This is a genomic window from Mycoplasmopsis cricetuli ATCC 35279 (assembly GCF_000526955.1).
GTDB lineage: Bacteria > Bacillota_I > Bacilli_A > Mycoplasmatales > Metamycoplasmataceae > Mycoplasmopsis > Mycoplasmopsis cricetuli.
On record NZ_JAHB01000004.1, the window covers coordinates 21,027 to 43,437 of the forward strand.

At 25.0% G+C, this 22,411-nt stretch carries 18 protein-coding genes and 1 pseudogene; 8 read left to right on the top strand and 11 right to left on the bottom strand.

All coding sequences use genetic code 4. The features are described 5' to 3' along the window. Nucleotides 1-40: 40 nt before the first annotated feature. The 3 genes from U744_RS0101660 to U744_RS0101670 all read right to left on the bottom strand — a co-directional run bounded on the left by U744_RS0101660 (nucleotide 41) and on the right by U744_RS0101670 (nucleotide 2,784). Complete coding sequence (locus U744_RS0101660) at nucleotides 41-1,027, bottom strand: alpha-ketoacid dehydrogenase subunit beta (protein ID WP_025755362.1); 987 nt, start codon at nucleotides 1,025-1,027, stop codon at nucleotides 41-43. Further along, nucleotides 1,027-2,130, bottom strand: coding sequence for a pyruvate dehydrogenase (acetyl-transferring) E1 component subunit alpha (gene pdhA / locus U744_RS0101665; RefSeq protein WP_025755363.1), 1,104 nt, complete (start codon nucleotides 2,128-2,130; stop codon nucleotides 1,027-1,029). Before pdhA ends, U744_RS0101660 begins: the two co-directional genes overlap by 1 nt. Before the next feature lie 333 nt (nucleotides 2,131-2,463). Continuing rightward, nucleotides 2,464-2,784, bottom strand: coding sequence for a hypothetical protein (locus U744_RS0101670; protein WP_025755364.1), 321 nt, complete (start codon nucleotides 2,782-2,784; stop codon nucleotides 2,464-2,466). A gap of 192 nt (nucleotides 2,785-2,976) precedes the next feature. Here U744_RS0101670 and U744_RS0101675 point away from each other — a divergent pair, with 192 nt between their 5' ends. Then, the gene (locus U744_RS0101675; protein ID WP_025755365.1) at nucleotides 2,977-4,413 is read left to right on the top strand and encodes a hexose phosphate transporter; all 1,437 of its coding nucleotides are present in this window, start codon (nucleotides 2,977-2,979) and stop codon (nucleotides 4,411-4,413) included. A gap of 108 nt (nucleotides 4,414-4,521) precedes the next feature. Here U744_RS0101675 and pgmB read toward each other — a convergent pair whose 3' ends face one another. From pgmB to U744_RS0101690, 3 genes are read right to left on the bottom strand one after another with little or no spacing between them, the layout of a single operon-like run. Continuing rightward, entirely contained in the window at nucleotides 4,522-5,208 is a 687-nt protein-coding gene (gene pgmB / locus U744_RS0101680) for a beta-phosphoglucomutase (RefSeq protein ID WP_245578668.1), read from the bottom strand. Beyond that, nucleotides 5,198-7,570: a glycosyl hydrolase family 65 protein gene (locus U744_RS0101685; RefSeq protein ID WP_025755367.1), complete on the bottom strand. Its 2,373-nt coding sequence runs from the start codon at nucleotides 7,568-7,570 to the stop codon at nucleotides 5,198-5,200. The genes pgmB and U744_RS0101685 overlap by 11 nt, the downstream gene beginning before the upstream one ends. 11 nt (nucleotides 7,571-7,581) lie before the next feature. After that, nucleotides 7,582-9,216 (bottom strand): alpha-amylase family glycosyl hydrolase, encoded by a 1,635-nt coding sequence (locus U744_RS0101690; RefSeq protein ID WP_025755368.1) that lies wholly within the window; start codon nucleotides 9,214-9,216, stop codon nucleotides 7,582-7,584. Nucleotides 9,217-9,349: 133 nt separating this feature from the next. On the opposite strand from U744_RS0101690, the gene U744_RS0101695 reads away from it, so the two are divergent. From U744_RS0101695 to rplA, 3 genes are all read left to right on the top strand, one after another. Then, a complete protein-coding gene (locus U744_RS0101695; RefSeq protein ID WP_025755369.1) occupies nucleotides 9,350-11,353 on the top strand; it encodes an alpha-amylase family glycosyl hydrolase in 2,004 nt (667 codons plus the stop codon). 174 nt (nucleotides 11,354-11,527) lie between these two features. Next, on the top strand, nucleotides 11,528-12,118 hold the full coding sequence (rplK, locus tag U744_RS0101700; protein ID WP_025755370.1) for a 50S ribosomal protein L11: 591 nt from the start codon (nucleotides 11,528-11,530) through the stop codon (nucleotides 12,116-12,118). A 4-nt stretch (nucleotides 12,119-12,122) separates the two neighbouring features. Continuing rightward, the gene (gene rplA / locus U744_RS0101705) at nucleotides 12,123-12,818 is read left to right on the top strand and encodes a 50S ribosomal protein L1 (RefSeq protein ID WP_025755371.1); all 696 of its coding nucleotides are present in this window, start codon (nucleotides 12,123-12,125) and stop codon (nucleotides 12,816-12,818) included. A gap of 69 nt (nucleotides 12,819-12,887) precedes the next feature. Here rplA and ylqF read toward each other — a convergent pair whose 3' ends face one another. Genes ylqF through U744_RS0101725 form a run of 4 tightly spaced genes read right to left on the bottom strand, consistent with a single transcriptional unit; the run spans nucleotide 12,888 to nucleotide 15,243 of the window. Then, entirely contained in the window at nucleotides 12,888-13,745 is an 858-nt protein-coding gene (gene ylqF / locus U744_RS0101710) for a ribosome biogenesis GTPase YlqF (RefSeq protein WP_025755372.1), read from the bottom strand. Continuing rightward, nucleotides 13,732-13,995 carry a hypothetical protein gene (locus U744_RS0101715; RefSeq protein ID WP_025755373.1) on the bottom strand — a complete coding sequence of 88 codons (264 nt, stop codon included), beginning with the start codon at nucleotides 13,993-13,995 and terminating at the stop codon, nucleotides 13,732-13,734. The genes ylqF and U744_RS0101715 overlap by 14 nt, the downstream gene beginning before the upstream one ends. A gap of 8 nt (nucleotides 13,996-14,003) precedes the next feature. Next, the gene (locus U744_RS0101720) at nucleotides 14,004-14,726 is read right to left on the bottom strand and encodes a TrmH family RNA methyltransferase (RefSeq protein WP_025755374.1); all 723 of its coding nucleotides are present in this window, start codon (nucleotides 14,724-14,726) and stop codon (nucleotides 14,004-14,006) included. Beyond that, entirely contained in the window at nucleotides 14,710-15,243 is a 534-nt protein-coding gene (locus U744_RS0101725) for a tRNA (cytidine(34)-2'-O)-methyltransferase (protein WP_025755375.1), read from the bottom strand. Before U744_RS0101725 ends, U744_RS0101720 begins: the two co-directional genes overlap by 17 nt. A gap of 107 nt (nucleotides 15,244-15,350) precedes the next feature. On the opposite strand from U744_RS0101725, the gene parE reads away from it, so the two are divergent. The 3 genes and pseudogenes from parE (at nucleotide 15,351) to U744_RS0101745 (ending at nucleotide 20,779) form a co-directional block, all read left to right on the top strand. Then, nucleotides 15,351-17,279: a DNA topoisomerase IV subunit B gene (parE, locus tag U744_RS0101730; RefSeq protein ID WP_025755376.1), complete on the top strand. Its 1,929-nt coding sequence runs from the start codon at nucleotides 15,351-15,353 to the stop codon at nucleotides 17,277-17,279. Between the two features lie 130 nt (nucleotides 17,280-17,409). Beyond that, a pseudogene (locus tag U744_RS04885) lies at nucleotides 17,410-17,760 on the top strand (MFS transporter); the annotation flags it as partial. A 1,219-nt stretch (nucleotides 17,761-18,979) separates the two neighbouring features. Beyond that, entirely contained in the window at nucleotides 18,980-20,779 is a 1,800-nt protein-coding gene (locus tag U744_RS0101745; RefSeq protein WP_025755377.1) for a choline/carnitine O-acyltransferase, read from the top strand. A gap of 13 nt (nucleotides 20,780-20,792) precedes the next feature. Here U744_RS0101745 and U744_RS0101750 read toward each other — a convergent pair whose 3' ends face one another. Beyond that, nucleotides 20,793-21,608: an HAD hydrolase family protein gene (locus tag U744_RS0101750; protein WP_025755378.1), complete on the bottom strand. Its 816-nt coding sequence runs from the start codon at nucleotides 21,606-21,608 to the stop codon at nucleotides 20,793-20,795. A 45-nt stretch (nucleotides 21,609-21,653) separates the two neighbouring features. On the opposite strand from U744_RS0101750, the gene U744_RS0101755 reads away from it, so the two are divergent. Then, nucleotides 21,654-22,391: a M48 family metallopeptidase gene (locus U744_RS0101755; RefSeq protein ID WP_025755379.1), complete on the top strand. Its 738-nt coding sequence runs from the start codon at nucleotides 21,654-21,656 to the stop codon at nucleotides 22,389-22,391. Nucleotides 22,392-22,411 lie beyond the last annotated feature (20 nt).

Sequence of the window (22,411 nt, forward strand, 5' to 3'; positions counted from 1 at the left end):
TTGTAATTTTAACTTAATTTAATTTAAAAACTGCAATAAACTATGATTGCATAACTTCTTTAATTTTATCAACAATTTTTTCACTTGTAATAGCATGATATCCTTCACCACGTGCTAATGGAACAGTAATATCATATCCTGTTAATCTAGCAAGTGGAGCAGCCATGTAATCAAATGCTTTTTCATTTACTCTAGTTATAATTTCTGCTGCTACAGAAAATGATTTAACAGCTTCATGAACTACAAGTAGTCTACCTGTTTTTTTGAATGATTCAATAATTGTCTCAGTATCAATTGGTTTAATTGTTCTTAAATCAATTAATTCTACACTAATTTCTGAACCTAATTCTTGAACTGCTTTTAAAGCTTCATGAACTTGAGCTCCATAAGTTACTACAGTAATGTCAGTACCTTCTACTAAAACATTTGCTTTACCAATTTCCACTTCATAGATTCCCTCTGGAATTTCTTGTTTAAATGAACGGTAAATCTTTTTTGGTTCTAAAAATACAACTGGATCTGGATCATTAATAGCCGCAATCAACAAACCTTTTGTATCATAAGGTGTTGAAGGCATTACTACTTTTAAACCTGGTATGTGAGCAAATAATGCTTCAATTGCCTCTGAGTGATGTTCTAAAGCTCTAACTCCACCAGCCATTGGCATTCTTAAAACAAGAGGAATATTAACTCTTGATCTTGTTCTGTTTCTATATCTTGCAGCGTGTGTCATCAATTGTTGGAATGCAGGATAAGCGAAACCTTGGAATTGCATTTCAACAACAGGTTTTAAACCATTAATAGCAGCCCCAATAGCAACTCCCATAATACTTGCTTCAGCAATTGGTGAATCAAAAACTCTTTCTACACCATGTTTCTTTTGAAGACCTTCTGTTGATCTAAAAACACCACCTTCAAAACCAGCATCTTCTCCCCAAAAAACAACTGTTTTGTCTTTTTCCATCATTAAATCGAGAGCGTTTGTAACGGCACCGATGTTATTTAATGCAATTTTTTTATCTGACATTATTTAGCTCCTTTTGACTTGAAATAAGCAATAGCTTCTTGTTTTTGTTCCTCTAATTCTGCTGGTAAAACTGCATATGTGTGATCAAAAATTTCTTCAATATCAACATCAAGTTCTTTTAATGATTCATTGTATGCTTCTTTAACTTCTTCCATTGCACTTTCTCAAATTTGATCTTTTTCTTCTTCAGTTAAATATTTGTGGTCAAATAAGTATTTTTCCATTCTATGGAATGGTTCTCATTTTTCATGTTCTTTTTCAACTTCTTCAGTTCTATAAACTCTAGGGTTATCACTTGTTGTGTGTGGTCCTTGTCTTCATGTTACAAATTCAACTAAAACTGGTCCAATTGTTCTTGCATATTCCATTGCTTCTTTCATTACAACATAAGAAGCAAAAAAGTCATTTCCATCAACTCTAACCCCTGGCATCCCTGCAGCCACTGCTTTTGCAGCAATAGTTTCAGATCCTGTTTCTAAGTGATCAGGTGTTGAAATTGACCATTGATTATTGTTAACACAAAAAACTGATGGTCATTTTCAAATTGAAGAAAAGTTTAAAGCTTCATAAAATTCACCTTCAGCTGTTCCACCATTACCAACAAATGAAACAGAAACTGCATTTTGTTTCAATAATTTAGATGCATATGCAATTCCTGCTGCATGTGAACATTGTGTTGCAATTGGAATATTAATTGGTAATAAATTAATCCCTTCAGGAACTACATTTCCTCTTTCATTTCCATTTCAATACAATAATTGATTTTTTAGTGGCATTCCCATATATAACATGGTTGCATTTGATCTAAATGCGGGTACAAATCAATCTTGTTTTTGTAAGTTCATAGCTGATGCTACTTGAAGCGCTTCTTCACCAAAGTTAGGTGCAAATGTTAACATTCTACCTTGTCTTTGAAGTTGAGTCATGTATGTATCTTGTTGTCTTGATAAAACCATTGTTTTATAAGCTTTTATCAATTCATCTTTTGATAATTTTGGATCAAAATTTTTATCTGCTATTCAATTACCATCAATGTCAATAAAACGAATAAGTTCGTCTTTTTTAGTCATGACATGTCCTGGTTTAACAAATTTAAATTCCATGTAATCTCCTCTGTTTTTTTAAAAAGTAATATAAAAAACCAAGTTTTACTGGTTAGTTTATAAATTTAGTTTATAAATATTACTAACAATATTTTACTTTATAATGCTATATTTTTGCTAAAACAATTAAAAATTTTCATTTTTTTCCAGCATGAAATAATAAAAAGTATTAAAATTAAAGACTTTTTTTAAGATTAAAAATAATTTAAATTTTAGTCTTATAAAAATTTATTTTTAAAGCATGTTTATAGATAAAAAATTTTAAAAAATAAAAATCCAAAAGTCAAAAACTTAAGGATTTTATTGGCTTTTACAAAAAATAAATTATATTTTTTAATTCACAGGTATTAAATCAAAATTGGTAACACTCTTGCAAAGTAATTTTAATTCATCTTGATCTTTTTTACTTAAATTAAGATTTTCTCATCCACTTAAATAAATAATTCCATAATCTCATCTTCTTTGATATTTATTGTTATCCAATAAATGAATTAAATCTTCAATTAATCAATCAAAAAAACTATGATTATAATCTAGTTTCCTTAGTAATTTATTTATTTTAATTTCCATTGTTCTTTCATAATATTTTTCAATCACAAAATCAAATGAAAGATTCAATTCAGAGCTAGATTTTATTTGCAATTCATTTTTCATTATTTAATTATAAAAAAATAATTAAAAAATAAAATTTTTTTATCTTAATGAATTTCATTAAATAAAAAATATTACTTTAATAATGTATAATTATTAACTAAGTATAGAATTTTATAAATCTTCAATTTTAAGTTAACTAAAAAATATGAATTTTTATTTTTTATACTTATTTTAAAAAGAAAGGATTTCTTAATGATTAATTTTTTAAAACCAAATAATATTAAGGAAAAACCCCTTAAAATAACTCATGGATTTATTTTATGAGGTTTATTAGTTTTTGGTTATTTTTTATTTGTAATTAACTGGCTGTTTGCTTCACAGTTAAGTGGTGAGCCAGGTAATACCGGATTTGGAATATTAAAACACTTTTTCCCTAATGCAGATGATGCTCCAGGTTCAATAACTAATCAAGCTGTTAACTGAGTTATCACTATTGGAAGAGCAATTGGTTCAGTTTTAATAGGATGATTAATTGTTAAAGTTTCACATAAGTGAGCTGCTGTAATCGCTCTTGGTTTAATGGTTTTATCTCTTCCTGGACCTTATTTAGGAAATTATTGAGCATTTATTGTCTTTAGAACATTTTTAGGAATAGGGGGGACAACTTTAATTGTTTTAATTCAACCAATTATTTCTGCTTTTTTCCCACCTAGAATAAAAAGTTCTATTTCACAATTTTCACCTTGATTTTATCCATTAGGTGTCATTGTTGTTGTTGCTCCATTTGTTGGAAAAGTTGAAATATTAAAAGAAATTTCAGACAAATGGCAAACTGTTTTTTTAATAATTAATTTATTAACATTAATTCCATTGATTGGATTTATTCTATTTGGTTCAAGATTTGACATATATCCTTCAGTGATTAAAAAACAAGAAGAACAAGCTTTAAATAATCCACAAACAAAAGTATCAATTTCAACATTATTAAAACAAAAAGAAACTTGATTTTGGGCTATTTTATACATTTCATGATTAATTGCTGTTGTAATACCATATGTAGGTAGAAATTGAATTTTTTCTACTATCGCTCAAGGGACAACTGCTGATGAAATAACTGAAAATGTAAAAGAACTTAGAAAAGTATATACTCCAATAATTTCAATTTTCTTTTTATTGTTTCATGCTGGAATGTTTCTTGGTTCATTTACAATAGGATTGTGATCAAGATTTAGATTGAAAAGAAGATGATTTATTTCTACAATTCTTTTTCTAGGAGTATTATTTTACGCATTGTCCCTTGTAGTATTTAGATATATGGTTTATCCAAGTAATGAATTAACCCCTAAAACAGGGAATAATACATGATTGTTCTACATTTTAGGATTTTTAATGGGATTGTGTTTATGAGGTATTCAAGGAGTTATGTTAAATTTACCTCATGAATACAAAGGATCAAATCCAAAACAAGTTGGATATAAGTTTGGACTTATTTGAGGTTTAGGATATGCAGGATGAACAATTGCTTTAATTATTCTTTCAATGTTTAATCAATATGTTTCATCAAGTGCTGCTATTGCTCTTCTTGTTATTTTCTCACTTATTTCTGTGGTTGCTATATTCTTATTAAAAGAACCAAATCCTGAATATGATACTTTCCCAAACAGAAATACTCAACAAATTAAAAAATAAATTAAACAAATATTAAAGTGTTTTGTTTTAATATTTTTTAAAAAAATATTAAATTTTATATGTTAATAAAAAATATTCTGTTTTTCAAAACAGAATATTTTTTTAAATTTAATTATTAAAAATTTTTTTAAGTTCTTTTAAATTTATTTCGCTTGCCAAATTAATAATTAAATTAGCATTTAAAAAAGAATTTTTATTTTTTTGACTTGATATAGCAATTGAAAAAATTCCAGCTTTATTAATTGCTTCAATTCCTGATGGAGCATCCTCAATTGCTATACATTCCTTTGGTTCTAAATTAATTCCTTTTATTGCTGTTAAAAAAATATCGGGAGCTGGTTTACCATTTTTTACATTTTTTGGATTAACAATAAAATCAAAATACTTAAATAAGTCTAGTTTTTTTAAAATCAATTTTGCATTATGTGAAGATGAAGCTAGTGCTATTTTAATTTTGAATTTTTTTAATTTTTTTAATAAATTTTCAATTCCAGGTAAAATGAATGTGGAGTTTAGTTGAGTTTTAAGCATTTGCTTGTATTGATTGTTTTTATTATCACATATTTGATTAATTTCTTTTTCAGTAAACTGGTTTGATATATTTTTTAATTTTAAAATTTTTTTTAATGTGTCTTGACGTGAAAGACCTTTTAATAACTCATTTTCTTCAGCAGAATAATCAATTTGATACTTACCAAGTTCTTTTTTTCATGCTAAATAATGAAGATTAGCTGTATCAGTAATTACTCCATCTAAGTCAAAAATAAATCCTCTAAGCATAATTTTAAATATCAAATTTAACTATTGAATCCTTAGTTAAATTTCACTCCTTTTGATTTATTCAAATTCCTTTTGTTGATTGTTTAAGGCAACTGATTTCTAAAGTTTTTTTAGTTATTTTAACCAAAAATTCTCCATTGCAATAATTAAATTTATAATTTAATCCATTTCATTTTTTTGGTAAATTTGGATTAATTTCTAATTTATCATCATATCAAGTAAGACCTCCGAAACCAAAAACAATCATCTGCCATATAGCAGCTAAACTTCCTGCATGAATTCCACTATTTGAAGAATGCATATTTTTCCCTAAATCTATGTTAATTCCATATTGAAAAAGCTGATATGCTTTTTCATTTTTTTTAAGTCTTACAGCTTCAATTGCATAAGTTGCTGGTGAAAGTGATGAATCATGAGTTGTTATTGGTTCATAATAATTAAAATTAGCCTCTCTAATTTCTTTTGAATAATACTGTGGAAAAAGAGAAGTTAGTAATACAACATCAGCTTGTTTAACTAATTGACTTGATAGTAATTTATTTCCTTCAATTGTATTAAATAATTTTTTACCAGCATCTCCAAGTAATTGAAATTTTGAAATATCTTTTTTAGGCAAACATAAAAACTGATCATTCTCAGCGATAATTAAATCTTTATTTGGAAGTTGCTGTTTTAAATTATCCCTAACTTGAATTAATTTCTTTAAATTAATTGAATAAGGTATTTTACTATAAATAAGTTTAAGTAATTTTAAATTATTTTGCTCTAAATTTTGTATTGTTTTAACAGCTAAATCAATGTTAAATCAAGCCAATTTATTGGTGTATGCATTATTATCAATATTTCCTTTATATTCATTTGGTCCCATTACATCTTTAATTTCATAAGTTCCATTTGTTTGTTTTTCAGCTCTATTAGCATAAAAATATCCAGTATCAATAATCATTTCATAACCCATTTTTTCCATAAAATCTTCATCACCTGTAACTTGATAATACTGATTGATTGCAAATGCAATGTCAGAAGAAACGTGAATTTCTTGTCTTCTTGAAGCAATTGGAACTTGTTTGCCAGATATAATATCAGCTTGTCCTCAGTATGGGCATACTTCTCCTTCAAAAGGCCAAGCCATTTCTCAAGGAAATTGAGCTCCTTCAAGATTACTTTCTTCTGAGCGTTCTTTTTGTTCTTGAGCTTTTATTCGCGCCCCATTAATACCTAAATATCTATAAGTTAATAAATTTTTTACAATTTTTGAATTGGTAAATAAATAATTAGGATTAATAAAAAACTCAGTATCTCAATATGTGTGCCCTTGATATCCTTCTCCACTCAACCCTTTTGCTCCAACATTTTTAAAAACTGAGTCTTTAGGGACAAAAGAGTTTAAATGAAAAATTGAAAAATCAAGTGCCAACCGATCATATTTTACATTTTTATTATTACCTATAATTTCAACATAAAATTGTTTTCAAACTTTATTTTTCATTGCCCTTATTGAATTTGTTTTTAAATTTTCATAATTGCTATTGAGTAGCTGTTGATGCTTTACATTAGCCATATCAATTACTTGATTTTTGGTTAAAATTGTGTTTTCCACATCAATATTAGTGTGCACTGACATGAGTTTAGTTAACTCTAAAATATCACTTTTTTTTGCTTTGACCTTAATTTTAAATCCAATTTTTCTCCGTTGCATAAAAACAACATAATTATCAGAATCTTCAGAAATTTTTCTGCTATTGAGTTTAAAATCAGTAATTAAATTATGAACTACAAATTTATCAGAAAAAATTGTATTTTGATGCATTTGAATTGATCTATTTGTAGGTCTTATTTTTTGTCCTTCAGCAAAATGTTGTGATCCTGAATTGGTAACTTGCCCATTAATTGTTGGATAAAATTCAACTTCAATATGTTGATCATTTTTTGGTAATTGTAAAATTTTTAATTTTATATTTTGAGCGTAAATATTTTTATCATCTTGTGATACAAATCTTTCAAAATAAAGTTCAACTTTAATATTTTTTCTTTTAATTACTAATTGACGAGTTAAAATACCTTCTTTTATATGAAGAGTTTTTCGATACTTATCTTTGCTGGTAAGTTGAATTTGTTCTCCATTAATTGCAATTGGTGTAGTCATTAAATCAGCTAAATTAGCTAATTCAGAAACATCACATTGTGAGGATTTATTAAAAATTCCGTTAACAAAAAAATCTTCTTTATTATAATAAGCTTGTTCTTCATCAGCACTTCTTATTCCTAAATAACCATTCCCTAAAGCAAATATACTCTCAGTTTTAGCAGTTTTTGTTTTGTCAAATTTAATTTGTGTAATTGTTTTTTTATCTAAATCATATTTTAAATAATCCACTTGTTCCACCTTTATTTCAAAATCATAATTGATTCATATGGTCTTAAAAATTTATTTGAAATTTTTTTATCATTTCATGAAGATAAAATTATATTTTTAATTTTTTGATTAAAATCTAATTCTTTATTTGTTATATTAATGTAAACTAAAATGGTTTTATCATTAAATTTTCTAGTTATTTGTATTATTCCACTTGATAAAAGTTCAATATTAGAACTTCCATAAATCAAAACATCATGATATGTTTTTGTTCGAAAAGTTATCAATTTTTTGTAAAAATGTCAAACACTATTTTTATTTTGTTTTTGAATTTGAACATTAATTTTTTGTTTCATTCTTCCTAACTTAATTCAAGATTTAGCCCCTTTATTAAAACCACTATTAATTGAATTGTCCCATTGCATAATAGTTCTACCAGCATCTCTTGAATTAATATTAGAATATATTAAAAGTTCTTCTTCACTATAAATTTTTTCTTTATCAACCATATTAATAAATGAATTTAAGCTATCAATATCTCGAAATTCACTGCGGGAATTAAAATGAGTATTTAACATTCCAATTTCTTCTCCATAATAAATGCAAGGAATCCCTTTTAAACTAAACAGTAATAATGCTTGAGTTTTTGCGGCTTGATCATGAAAAATTCCTTCATCTCCTCAACGAGATATACTTCTAGAAGTGTCATGATTTGATAAAAAATTGGTAATCATTTGTGGTTTTATCAATTCACTTTTTTGAAAAGGTTGTTGTTGATATACAAATTGCTTGTAATCTCAATTTGCATCATAACCATTTCGCCCTGTTTTAGTTCCTCATCCAATTCATCATCATGCAAAATTAAAATAATTATCAGCTACTTTATTTTTAATTCGATATTTAATTAATTCTTCTAAAGAAATTCCGCTTGCTTCCCCTAGAGTAAAAGCATCATTTTTATCTTTAAAAGCTAATTCATTAAATTTTTTTAAATATTCAACTGATCCTTGACATCATGAAAAAACTGGATTATTTTTTAGTTCATGAAAATTTTTTGATACATGTTTTATTGCATCTAAACGGAATCCCTTAACTCCAAGATTGTATCAAAAATTAATTACATCAACCATTGCATTTAAAGTATCTGGATGGGCTCAATTTAAATCAACTTGTTCTTTTGCAAATAAGTGAAAATAATACTTATTTACTGATGGAACAAATTCTCAAGCACTTCCACCAAAAATTGATTGTACTTGTTTTTCCTGATCTGTTAGGTTTTCTTTTCAAATAAAATAATTATGTTCAATATTTTTTGCTGATTGACAAGCTTTTTTAAATCACTCATGTTCATTTGAAACATGATTTAAAACAATATCCATAACAATATCAATATTTAATTCTTTTGCCTTACTAGTTAGTTCTTTAAAATCTTCTAAAGTTCCAAATTGTTTTCAAACATTTTTGTAATCAAGTACATCATATCCAGCATCAACAAAATTAGTTTTATAAATAGGACATAGCCAAATTGTATTAATTCCAAGATCTTTTAAATACAATAATTTGCTTGTAATACCATTTAAATCTCCATCTCCATCATTATTTGAATCCATAAAAGAACGAGGAAAAATTTGATAAATAATGCGTTCTTCTAACTTAATAGTTTTCATAAAATTATCTTTCTATAATTAAATTAAATAAACAATTAAAATTATAAAAAAGGTATTAAAAATTAACTATAAAAACTTGATAAGTCAAGTATTTTATTTAATAAAAATTAAAAAATATAAAATTTTTGTCAGTATGAAAAAAAATAATTTAAGTAAAAATTTTTTAAAAAAAATTGATCAAAAATATTTTTATTCAAAAAATGATTTAGGTGTGACATATTCAAAAGAAAAAATTGTTATTAAACTTTGACAGCCTATAGCTTTAGGAGTAAATTTGTTAATATTTGAAGATTACAATACTAATAACTTTCAAAGCATAAAAATGAAATTTGCAAATGGAATTTGAAGTGCAACTCTTGATTTTGAATATGACCAAAAATATTATCAATTTGAAATAAAACATCAAGATAACAGCAAAACAGTAGCTTTAGATCCTTATGCTAAATCAATGGCTCCTTTTAACTTTTTAAATGATAAATTAGGTAGGGGTTATATTTTTAATTGACAAAAATTAATTAAAAAACCTAGACCATTGAAAAATATTTTTTTAAATAAAAATAAAACTATTATTTATGAGCTTAATATTCGAGATTTTACTAGTTTATCAAACAAAAATTTTAAAAACAAAAAAGGTACATTTGCTGCTGCTATAGAAAACAATATTTTTCCCTACTTAAAAAAGCTAAATTTTACTCACTTACAATTACTCCCAATTCAAGCAACTTATACTATAAATGAATTTGAGTTAAATATTTTAAATAAGGGAAAAGGAAATAAAGAAAATACTAACTACAATTGAGGATATGATCCTCATAACTACTTTTCCCTTAATGGAAATTATTCACAAAATAGTCTAAATCCAATTGTTCGAATTAATGAATTTTCTAATTTTGTTGATCAAGGACATAAAAATAATATAGGAATAATTATTGATGTGGTTTTTAATCACTTGATGCACAATGATATTTTAAATAATATTTTTCCTGGATATTACTTTCGTGATAATGCTAAGCAATATCCAGTAGATCAACCTCCACTTGCAACAGAAAGAAAAATGGTTCAAAAATTAATTGTTGATGTTTTAAAATATTTTATTTTATATTTTGATGTTGATGGATTTCGATTTGATTTATCCTCTTTTTTTGATAAGCAAACTCATGAATATATTGCAAAAGAATTATATAAAATAAAACCAACTTTAATTTTACATGGAGAAGCTTGACCTTTTAGTGATTTAAAATTTAAAAACACTTACATTAAAGGATACAATGATAATAATTTTCAATTCGCTTATTTTAATGATACAGTTCGTGATTCAATCACTGTTAATGAAAACAATCAAAAACAAAAAGGTTTAATTATAAATAAAAACTATCACCAGTTTAAACGATACATTTCTTCAATAGTTGGAAATATAAAAAAATTTAACTGACCGAAAAATGTTATTTATTCAAAAAATTTTTATGATTTATTTTCTAAAAATTCTGATACAAATTTAGGGTATATTTCTTGTCATGATAATTTAACTTTGTGAGATAAAATAATTACAAACGCTGTTGGTTGAACTTTTGAACAAATTATTGAATCATACAGAAAAGCATTAATTATGCTTGCAACAACTCAAGGAAGAAAATTATTTCTTGCAGGTACTGAATTAGGTCAAAGTAAACCTTGTGATAATTCAGGGCAAGATTTTGATAAATGTAAATTAATGTTATCTAAGGATTTTTTAAAACTAAAACCTGATGATTTTAAAGTGCATCCAAATAGTTATAAAACAACTGATTATGTCAATGGGATTAAATGGAATAATTTAAATAATTTAAAAATTAAAAAATACATTTTTAATTTAATTGCTCAATTAAATAAATTTAAATTAACATATTTACATTTTAATTTAAATAATGAAAACCAAATAAATCAGGCAATAAAATTTATTGAAGTAAATTATTCAAAAGGAGTGATTGTTTTTGAAATTTCAATTAACAATCAAATTTTGGCCATTTTACATAATTTTAACAACAATACTTATGAATATTTAAATTATTCTAACAAAGAAGTTATTTTTTCTTCTAAACTTAACCCTGTTCTTTCAGAACAACTTTTGCCATTTGAATCTAAAATTTTAAAAATTTAATTTATAAAAATATTGATAAAATAAATAATCTTTTAACATAGTTGTTTTTTTTAAATAAAAAATTTATAAAATAAATGTTTTTTATTATAATAAAAAAGCAATAAATTATCTTATTGCCTTTACTAGTGGAAGATTCTATACATCGCTAGACCACAATATCGAAAGGATACAATTATGGCAAAAGAAATTCAAAGAATTGCTAAATTGCAATTCATTGCTGGAAAAGCCAAACCAGGTCCTGCGCTTGCTGGAGTTGGTGTTAATATGCCAGAATTCACAAGAGCATTTAATGATGCTACAAGAGATAGAGGAGATGAACCAGTTCCAGTTCAAATTACTGTTTATAAAGATAAGTCATTTGAATTCAAACTTTTCACAGCTCCTGCATCTTATAAAATTAAGCAAGCTGCTAAAATTGAAACTGGATCTGCTAAGTCTAAATCTCAAATTGTTGCAACAATTAATTTAGATGATTTACGTTCAATCGCAGAATATAAACTACCTGATTTAAACACAGATGATGTTGAAGCTGCAATGGCTATTGTTGCTGGAACAGCAAGACAAATGGGTGTTTTAATTGAAGGTTGAGATGATATTGCTAAAGCTAAAGCTGAAGCAAAAAAATTAGCTAAAAGTCAAGCAATTGCAAAAGCAAAAGAAGAATCACTTAATGCTGCTACACAAGAATTAGTACAAAGCAAGGGTCAAAGTATTAATGTTGAATTAGTTAAAGATCAAAATCAAGAAGAAGTTGAAGGAGAATAGAAAAATGGCCAAAAAAATTTCTAGAAAGTTACAAGCTGCTCGTGATTTATTTGATCGTACAATTGCTTATGACTTAGAACAAGCAATTGATCTTGCTAAAAAAACATCATATGCTAAATTTGATTCTTCAATTGATCTTGCATTTAATTTAAATTTAGATGTACGTAAAGCAGATCAACAACTTCGTGGAGCAATTTTACTTCCATATGGAACAGGAAAAACAATTAAAGTTTTAGTGGCAACCAATAATGTTGAAAAGCAAAAATTAGCTAAAGAGGCTGGTGCTGATATTGTTTTAGATGGTCCTGCTCTTGAACAAAAAATTAAAGAGGATGATTTTGATTTTGATGTGATGGTTGCAGATCCTACAATGATGCCTTTGCTTGGTAAATATGGGAAAAAATTAGGTCCTAAAGGATTAATGCCAAATCCTAAAACTGGAACAGTAACTCCAACTCCTGAAAAAGCTGTTGAAGAACTTAAAAAAGGTAAAGCAAACTATCGTACTGATAAAACTGGAGTTATTCATTCACTTATTGGTAAAAAAAGCATGCCAAATGAACATTTAGTTGAAAATGCCAAAACTCTAATTAACTTAATTAAAAAACTTAAACCTGCTGCTGTTAAAGGAACATACATTTTAAATTTAACAGTATCATCTTCAATTGGTCCTAGTTTCAAAATTAAATTAGATAAATAATAAATAAATAAAAAATGTGCAAATCTTAAAGTCTTTTATTTTACTTTTAGAATTGGCACATTTTTTATTTTAATCATATGTAACATTTTTTAAATTTTTTGCTCAATTTATAAATAATTTATAAACTTTACTTGTATCAATTTTTCCTTTGGTTGAAAATATTTTATTTTTTAATCCATATTCAATTAATTGATTGTAAATTTCAGTTGAATTTTCTGCTGGTACTAATCCTAAATTTAAAATTTTTTCAGGATAATATTTTGAAATTAAAGCATAAATTTTTTCAGTTATTGTTTCTATTGGAAAATTTTCAACTTTAATTGAACCAATAGTTGCAAGTTTTATAGCAACTTCCTGATTTTCAAATTTTGGTAATAAAATCCCAGGTGTATCTAAAAAATAAAATTCATCAATAACAACTCATTGTTTTTGTTTAGTAACTCCTGGAAAATTAGCAACTTTTAGTGAACTTTTTGAACTAACTAAATTAATCAAAGTGCTTTTTCCACAATTAGGTATTCCTACAACAAATGATTTAAATCTAGATTTTAATAATCCTTTATTTTTATCTTTAATTATTTTTTCTTGCATAATATTTTTAATTTTATTTAAAATAATTTTTTTAGAATTATTTTTTCTTAGGTCAAGTCATAAAATACTAGAATCTGAAAATCTTTTAGTAATAATTTCTTTTTTAGTTTTATCCATTAAATCACTTTTAGACATAATAAATAAACGTGGTTTGTTGGGAAAAATTTTATCAAATTCTTCATTATATGAACTAATTGGACAACGAGCATCTAATACAATAATAAAAATGTCAGCCAAATTAGCTAACTCCTTAATTTCTTTCATACCTTTAGCCATATGTCCAGGATATCACTGAATTGTAAAATTAAAATTATTAGAAATTTTATCTTTGTTCATTTTTGCTTCTTTCTTTCTGCAAACGTTTATTTTCTAAAACTAAAATATCTTTTTGAATTTTTAATTCTTCAATTTGTTTTTGATAATTTTGGATAATTTTTTCATTATTTTCAGCATATGATAATTGTATTTTAGTATAAGTTAAAATCTGATTTAACATCAAGTCAACTTCTTCTTTTTTATATCCTTTTAAACTTAGATGAAAGTTACTATTTTCAATTAAATTAATTATTTCTTTTAAATTTTTCATATATACCTTTAACCATTATAAATTTTATTTAACAAAATTGCTGCGCAGCTGGCAACATTTAAACTCTCAAATTCAATCGGAATATAAACTTTTTCATTTGAAATTTTTATAATTTCATTTGATATTCCATGTCCTTCATTCCCTAAAACAATAATTAATTTTGATTTTGGAAAAATTATTTCACTTAATTTTTTTGCTTCAAAATCCAAAATTGTACTGTATATTTTAAATCCTTGTTTTTTTAAAGAAGATAAAAAATTTGTATCATTTTTTATTTCTATTAAATTTATTTCAAACAACGAACCTTGTGAAGCTCGTATGACTTTTTGGTTAAAAAAATCAAAATATTCAGTAACAACAGTATCAAATCCAAAAGCTTTTGCTAATCTAATAATTGTTCCTACATTGCCTGGATCTTGTACTTTATTTAAGAACAAAATTTTTTCCATTTTCTTTTTAACAACTGGATTTTTACAATGAGCTACTATTTTTTGAGGAGTTTCAGAAAATGATAAATGCTTAATAATTTCATAAGAAACTAAAATTGAATTTTTATATTTTGGATTATCACTTGATTCATAAATATTTAAAACAATTCCTGCTTTAATTGCTTCTTTTACTAAGTTATAACCTTCAATTAAAAAAGTATTACTTTTTTGACGATATTTTTTTTGTTTTAATTTAAAAAGTTCTTTAATTTTTTGATTATTTTTACTAGTTAAAATTTCCATCTTTTAAAAAATATTTCCCTTTTTCAACTTCAAATTTTGATAAATTTTTAAATTCAAGTTGACGCATCACTTCAAAACCAACTATACTAACACAATTAGCTAAATTAATTGAGCGCATTGCATCAACCATTGGAATTCTTAAACAATTATCTAAATTATTTTGTAATATATGTTTGTCAATTCCAGTTGACTCTCTTCCAAACATTAATCAAATTTCTTGATTTTGATTGTATTCATTTTTAAAATTTTCTTCACTATATAATTTAAGTCCATATCTAGTGATATAGAAAATTTTTTTATTATTATACTTAGTAAAAAATTCTTGATAATTATCATGAACTTCATGTTCAATATCTGAAAGCATTCTTCCTGCTCCATATCTTTTCAATCATTTTGGGTGTAAATCAAAACCAAGTGGCTTAATAATGTGCAATTTAGCTTTTAGTGCAAAACAAGTGCGAATAATATTTCCAGTATTTGGACAAATTTCAGGTTGATATAAAACAATATTTAGCATGTTTAGATTATAACAAAGTTATATTTATATTAGAAATTATCTATTATTTACAATTGTTATATTTATTTAGTTTAAAAAAACAATAACATTGTAAAATAAGTATATATATGAAAGAAAAAAGCTATACTGCAAATGATATTCAACAACTTAAAGGACTAGAAGCTGTTCGTAAACGCCCTGGAATGTATATTGGTGGAACTGATGTTAATGGTTTACATCATTTAGTTTGAGAAATTATTGATAACTCAATTGATGAAGCTTTAGCTGGATTTGCTGATGAAATTTCAGTAACTTTAAAAAAAGATGGCTCTGTAATTGTTGCTGATAATGGAAGAGGAATTCCTACTGAAAAAGGTAAGGGACAAAGCAAAACTGCTGTTGAAATTGTTTTTACAGAATTGCATGCTGGGGGAAAATTTCAAGAAGGTGTTTATAAAACTTCTGGAGGATTGCATGGTGTAGGATCTAGTGTTGTTAATGCTTTATCAAATAAATTAAGTGTAACTGTTTCAAGAGATAAAAAATTATACTTAACTGAGTTTGAAGGTGATAAAATCACTACACGCACTCAAATTATTGGAGAATCTAAAAATAGCGGAACATTGGTGCAATTTTGACCTAATTATAAACTTTTCAAATTTGCAAAATTTAATGTTGATATTATTTCAGAACGACTAAAAGAAAGTTGTTTTTTAATTTCTGGACTTAAAATTAATCTAACTGATGAAAATAGTAATTTTTCAGAAGTTTATGAATATCAAAATGGTCTTAAAGAATTTTTAAACTTTTTAAATGATTCTAAAGAACAAATTACATTGCCAGTTACTTTTAGTGATCAAAAAAGAAATATTCAAGTTGATTTTGCTTTTCAATGAACTAATTCTTATAGTGATTTTTGTGTTAGTTTTGTTAATAATGTAAAAACTCGTGATGGTGGAACTCATGAAACTGGTTTTAAAACTGCTTTTACCAAAGTATTTAATGAATTTGCTAACAAAGAAAATATTTTAAAAGGTAAAAATAGTTTTGATGGAGATGATATTCGTGAAGGACTAACTGTAATAATTTCTCTTAAAATTCCTGAAAATATTTTAGAATTTGTTGGACAAACAAAAGATAAACTAGGAACTCCTGATGCAAAATCAATTGTTGAAGAAATTGTAACTAAGCATCTTGAACTTTGGATTGCAGAAAATAAACAAGTTGCTAAAAAAGTTCTTGAAAAAATTAAACGAGCTTATGAAATTCGTCAAGAAGAGAGAAAACGTAGACTTGAAGCAAGAAAAAGTAAAATTTTAATTAAAGATAAAACTATTTTAAGTGATAAGTTAACTCCTGCAGCAAGCAAAAAAGCTGATGAAAAAGAATTGTTTTTAGTTGAAGGTGATTCAGCAGGTGGGAGTGCTAAAACTGGTCGTAATCGTCAATTTCAAGCAATTTTGCCACTTCGAGGAAAAGTTATTAATTCTGAAAAATCCAAATTATTAGACATACTAAAAAATGTTGAAATTAACACTATCATTAACACAATTGGTGCTGGTTTTGGAAAAGAATTTGATTTAACAAAATCACAATATGGCAAAATTATTATTATGACTGATGCTGATACTGATGGAGCACATATTCAAATTTTACTACTTACCTTTTTTTATCGATTTATGAAACCTTTAATTGAAGCTGGAAAAATTTATATTGCACTTCCTCCATTATATAAAATAACCAACAAACACACCAAAAAATATCAATATGCTTGAGATGAAGATGAACTGCAAAATATTTTAGAAATTAAAAATAACAATTATGAAATTCAAAGATATAAAGGCTTAGGTGAAATGAATGCTTCACAGTTATGAGAAACAACTATGAATCCTGAAACTAGAACTTTAATTAAGGCAACTATTGAAGATGCGTCTCTTGCTGAAAGAAGAGTGAGCACATTAATGGGGGATAATTCTCAAATTCGTAGACATTGAATTAATAAAAATATTGATTTTAACACTCAAGATGATTTTATTGATAAAGTAAATTTAAATTAAGTAAATATTTTTAAACAAACTTCAAATTAACAACTTAAGTTTGTTTTTTTTATTTCTAAAATCAAATTTTGGACTTTTGCTTTTTGCAATTTTTTTCGAAAATAATATAATTTAAAAAGGAGGTTTTATTATGAAATTATTTAAAAATCCTTTTGTTTTTAACAAAGAAGAAGGTTATTATGAAATGAGCCCTATTCGAAAATGACTTGCTATTTTTGTTATTGCATTAGGTGGTGGGACTATTTATTTAGTTCCATACTTAATTTATTCATTTAAAATACAGATTATAAATGTAACTGGTGCTAGTGAATCACAAGTTCAATTTTTACTTACAGCTTATGGCTTGTTGTCACTGTTTTTATATATTCCAGGTGGTTGACTAGCCGATAGAGTTCCAACTAAAACTTTATTTGCTATTTCAATGTTTGGAACTGGAATTGTTACATTTTGATATTCACTAGTTGCTTTTAAAGGTATTGTTGATTATAGTCAACTTGTAATTATTCATTTGTTTTTTTCATTAACAACTGTATTAACATTTTGATCTGCATTTATTAAAAGTGTAAAACTTTTGGGATCAAACAAAGAACAAGCACAGCTTTATTCAAAAGCAGAAGCAACAAGATATACCCTACAAGTGATTGCAAATTATATTTCTGTTGGATTGGCATTAATATTTATTGTTGCAAGTCCATTTTTAGTTTTTAATGCTTCTGGAGAACAAATTCCACTAAATTCTAATAAAAATATCATTGATACATCTTCATCAGGAATATTTTTTAGCTTGCTATTTTATGGTATTGTTTATCTTATTACTGGTTTTTTATCACTAATTCTTTTACCTGGAAAAATATGGGAAAAAAGAACTAAAAAATTAGCCAATGGAAAAATTGAATATACTTCATCTGTTTCAGGTGAAACTCATATATTTAATTCAATTAATGAATTAAAAAAATACAAAAAACAACAATTAAAAGATTTTTTTAAAAAAGTAGGAAATGATACTATTGAAATTCTAAAGTCACCAGATGCTTGACTAATTGCTTTTTTGATTTTTTTTATAATGAATGCTTACACTGTATTTTCAAGCTATGGTACCACAATTTTAGCATCACTTGGGGTTAATTCTAAACTTACTCCAACTTTATCTGTAATTTATATTTATGGAATTCCTATATTAGGTGGAGTTCTTTCTGGTATTTTTACTAAAAGAGTAACTAAATTCACTTCAAAAACACTTATTTTTCTAACAGGATTTATGATTGTTGTTTCTTCAATTTTGCTTGCTGTTATTAGTTTGCAAAATACTTCAATCTCTAATAAAGAAAGTTTAAGTAATTCAATTTTATGAATTACATTTAGTTTGATTTGTTTTATGATGTTTTTCATAGGTGCAAGTCGTTCCATTTATTGAAGCACTATTGCAGAACTTAAAATTAAACCTACTCTTGTTGGTTTAGCAGTTGGTTTTATCTCGATTATAGGATTTTCAAAAGATGTTTGAGCTGGAATTTTTTTAGCATTTATTTCTGAAAATAATTTCGCTGTTATTGATGGAAAAATTAGTTCTATATTATATGAAAAACCTGCATTAATTTATTGAATTATTTTTACTTTAATAAATTCTATTTTTGCTTTAATTATTGCACTTTTAATATATTGAAGATCTAAAAAAATAAATCCAAAAATTAGTAGTAATTATGCAAAGAGACAAAAAAATAATTAATTTCAAAAATTCTTTTTTTAATAAAGATCTTCAAAAAAGTCTTTTTCAAAATCTTAACTCTATTCCTAATTTGCCTACTGAAAATTTTTCAGATGTATTAAAAAGATTTTTAGTTTGAGTTAAACCCTTAATTAATGAAAAAGAATATCAAATTGCCAAAAATGAAGTAAAAAAGTTTCTTGATTCTAAAGTTTCAAAAACCATTCAAAATTTTATTGAAAATAAAGCAGCAGACCCTAATTCTAGTTGACTTGCTAACTGATGAGTTAAATATGCTTACTTAATTTCTCGAAATCCAGTTAGTCCTGAAATAAATGCTCCATATTACATTGATTTTAAATTAAATCATTTATCACTTTCCCAATACTGTGCAAGCATTTGTTTTGAATTAATGCAAATTTACTATCAAAGCAAAATTAAAAAATTAAATATTGTGCAAATGAACAAAAAAGTATGATCATTAGATCAACTTCAAACATTGTTTAGTTCTTCTAGAATTAGACAAAAAGATATTGATGATTATTATATCAGTGATAAATTTAATCCGTTTTTTGTTGTTATAAAAAATAATATTTTTTACAAAATTAATTTTAATTTTGAAAAATTAAACAAAAATTTGTTTTATTTAAACAATATTTTTGAAAAAATTTGAAAATCAAACTGAAATGAAGATTATAATTGAAATTTATTAACTTCAACAATTGATCCTGAACTTTCTGAAAATCTTTTACAAGAATTTAAATCATTAACACCAAAAACATATCAAGATATTTTAGATTCAGCATTTATAGTCAATTTAGATGATATAACAATTGAAACCAATGTGCAAGCTTTAAGAAATTCATGGATGACTCCTAAATTTAATAGATGGCATGGAAAAGGTTTGCAAGTTATAATTACTAAAAATAAAAAAACCGTTTTTCTTTCAGATCACAGCACAGTTGATGGTTCATTAATTGCCAGCATAGTCAATATCATTGCCCCAAAAATTCAAAATCACAATTGAAAAAAAAGTGAATCTGAAAATGAATTAATAAATCTTTTAAGTTTCCCAAATTTAAAAAATCATAAAAAATTATTTAAAGATATTTTTTTTCAATTTTGAAGTTTTTCAGGTAGAACTCAAATGATTGAAGTTAAATATCACAACCTAACCAAAAATTTTTTAAAGCAAAGAGGGATTAAAAACACTGAATCATTAATTCAACTTTGATTTCAAATAGCTCAATATTTAACAAACAATAAAATACAAAACACTTATATGGCTGTTGATATGAGAAGATTCTTCAGAGGAAGAACTGAATGTGTTCGTCCAATTAGTGATATTTCAGTTAAATTTGCTAAACTTTATAAAAATAATAAAAATCAAGCTATGATAAACTTTTGAGAATACTTTACTAAAATTGAAGAAGAACATTATAAACGAACTGTTCTTGCTCAACAAGGAAAAGGAATTAATAGACATATGTTAGGAATGTATCTTGCATGGTATGAAAATAAAAATCTTTTTTCAAAACCTGATTTATTTGATACTGTTGCATGAAAAACAATTACTTCAAATCCAATCTCAACTTCAAGTATAGTTGATAAATATCTTAAAAATTTTGCATTTGAACCAGTTGAAAAAAATGGAATTGGAATTGCATATGCTTTAGATGAAGATAATTTTAGAGTTATTTTAAGTGTTTTTGTAGAAAATAAAAATTATTTAGAATTGTGATTTGAAAACCTACAAGAAGTTATTGAACATTTTTTAAATACTGTTTTAAATTAATAATTAAAATCGCCTATTTGGCGATTTTTTCAAATTTTTTTAAATACTTTGCAAGTCCTGCATTTTTGTAACTATATAAAATGACTTCATCTGCTAAGTCTTTAAGAAGTTCTGAAGCATTTTGCATAGCTACTAATTTACCTACAATATTTTTAGTTGAAGCATCATTCATTGAATCACCAACATGAATAGCATTTTTTACATTTATACCTTCACTTAAACAAAATAATTTTTCTGCTTGTCCTTTTGAAGCTTCTAAAGAAGTTATTTCTAAAAAATTATTTTTTTTCCCACTCAAAGATATATTTATAGTATTTTTAAATAAATTATTTCATTGTTTTTGGTAATTTAATACTCTTTTTTTTGATAAAGTTCAAAAAATAATTTTATATATATCTTTTTCAAGATTTAATTTACTAAAACATTTAACTTTTTTTCCAATTATTTTTAAAAAAAATCTTAAAAATAAATTATTGCTATAAATTTCTTTTTTAAAATCTGAATTTAAAATTCAAATTCCTTTAGTAAATTTAACTTGTTGATAAAAATGTTCTATAGTGTTATTTTTTATTGGAAAACTATAAATTATTTGCTTATTTTTAATTATTTGAGCCCCATTTCAAGCAATGAAACTATTGGCATTAATTTGATTTAAAATCTCCCAAGTTTGTTTGTTATTCCCTCTTCCAGTTGACACTATAATTGGAATAATTTGATTGATTTTTTTAATCATTTCCACATTTTTTTGACTAAAAAAATATTTTTTATTTTCCTTCTTATCAAGTGATGTTCCATCTAAATCAATAAAAATTATTTCAGGTAATTTCATAATTTTAATTATACATTTTAATTAAAATTAAAATAAAATAGAAGTATGAAAAATAATTTTGTTGAAAAAATTTTTGTCTATAAAAACCAAACAGTTCCTTATTTAGTCTATAATAAACCTTTTCAAAAGAGTTCAACTGTTCGAATTAGAAAGGGACAAATAATTATTGTTTTAGGTCAATATGCTAATGCTAATATTGAAAATAGTTTGCTTTTAAAAGTTGTTGATAAATACTTAAGTGCAAATGAGCTTTATTTTAATATTAAAAATTCTTCATTTGTTTTATTTAATAAAAAAGTTTTTTACCAAATTTATTCTAATATGCAATTTACAACTATTGAATTAATTGATTCAAATAATTTAGAAAAAATTACCACTTTAAATTTATTTAATATTAATAAATTAACAAAAGAAAATAATTCTAATCTTTTTTATAAGTCAATTGAATTAAAAATTAACAATTATATTAAAGAACAATTAAAATATAAAATTAATATTTTTCAAAAAGAAATAGCATTATTTTATGACACTTTTAATCCTGAATTTAGTTTATATAATAAAGATCGCACTTGGGGAATAAATTATTTAACTAAGAAAAAAATTTATTATAACTTTAAACTCTATATTTTCGATGATGAAACATTAAAATGTGTTATTGCACATGAAATAGTTCACAATTTTATTCCTTCTCATAGTAAAAAATTTTACTTAGAAGTTAAAAAATATTGTCCTAATTATAAACAATCTCAATTAAAAATGTCAAAAATGAATTTATTTGAATAATTAAAAAAGCCCTTTTGGGC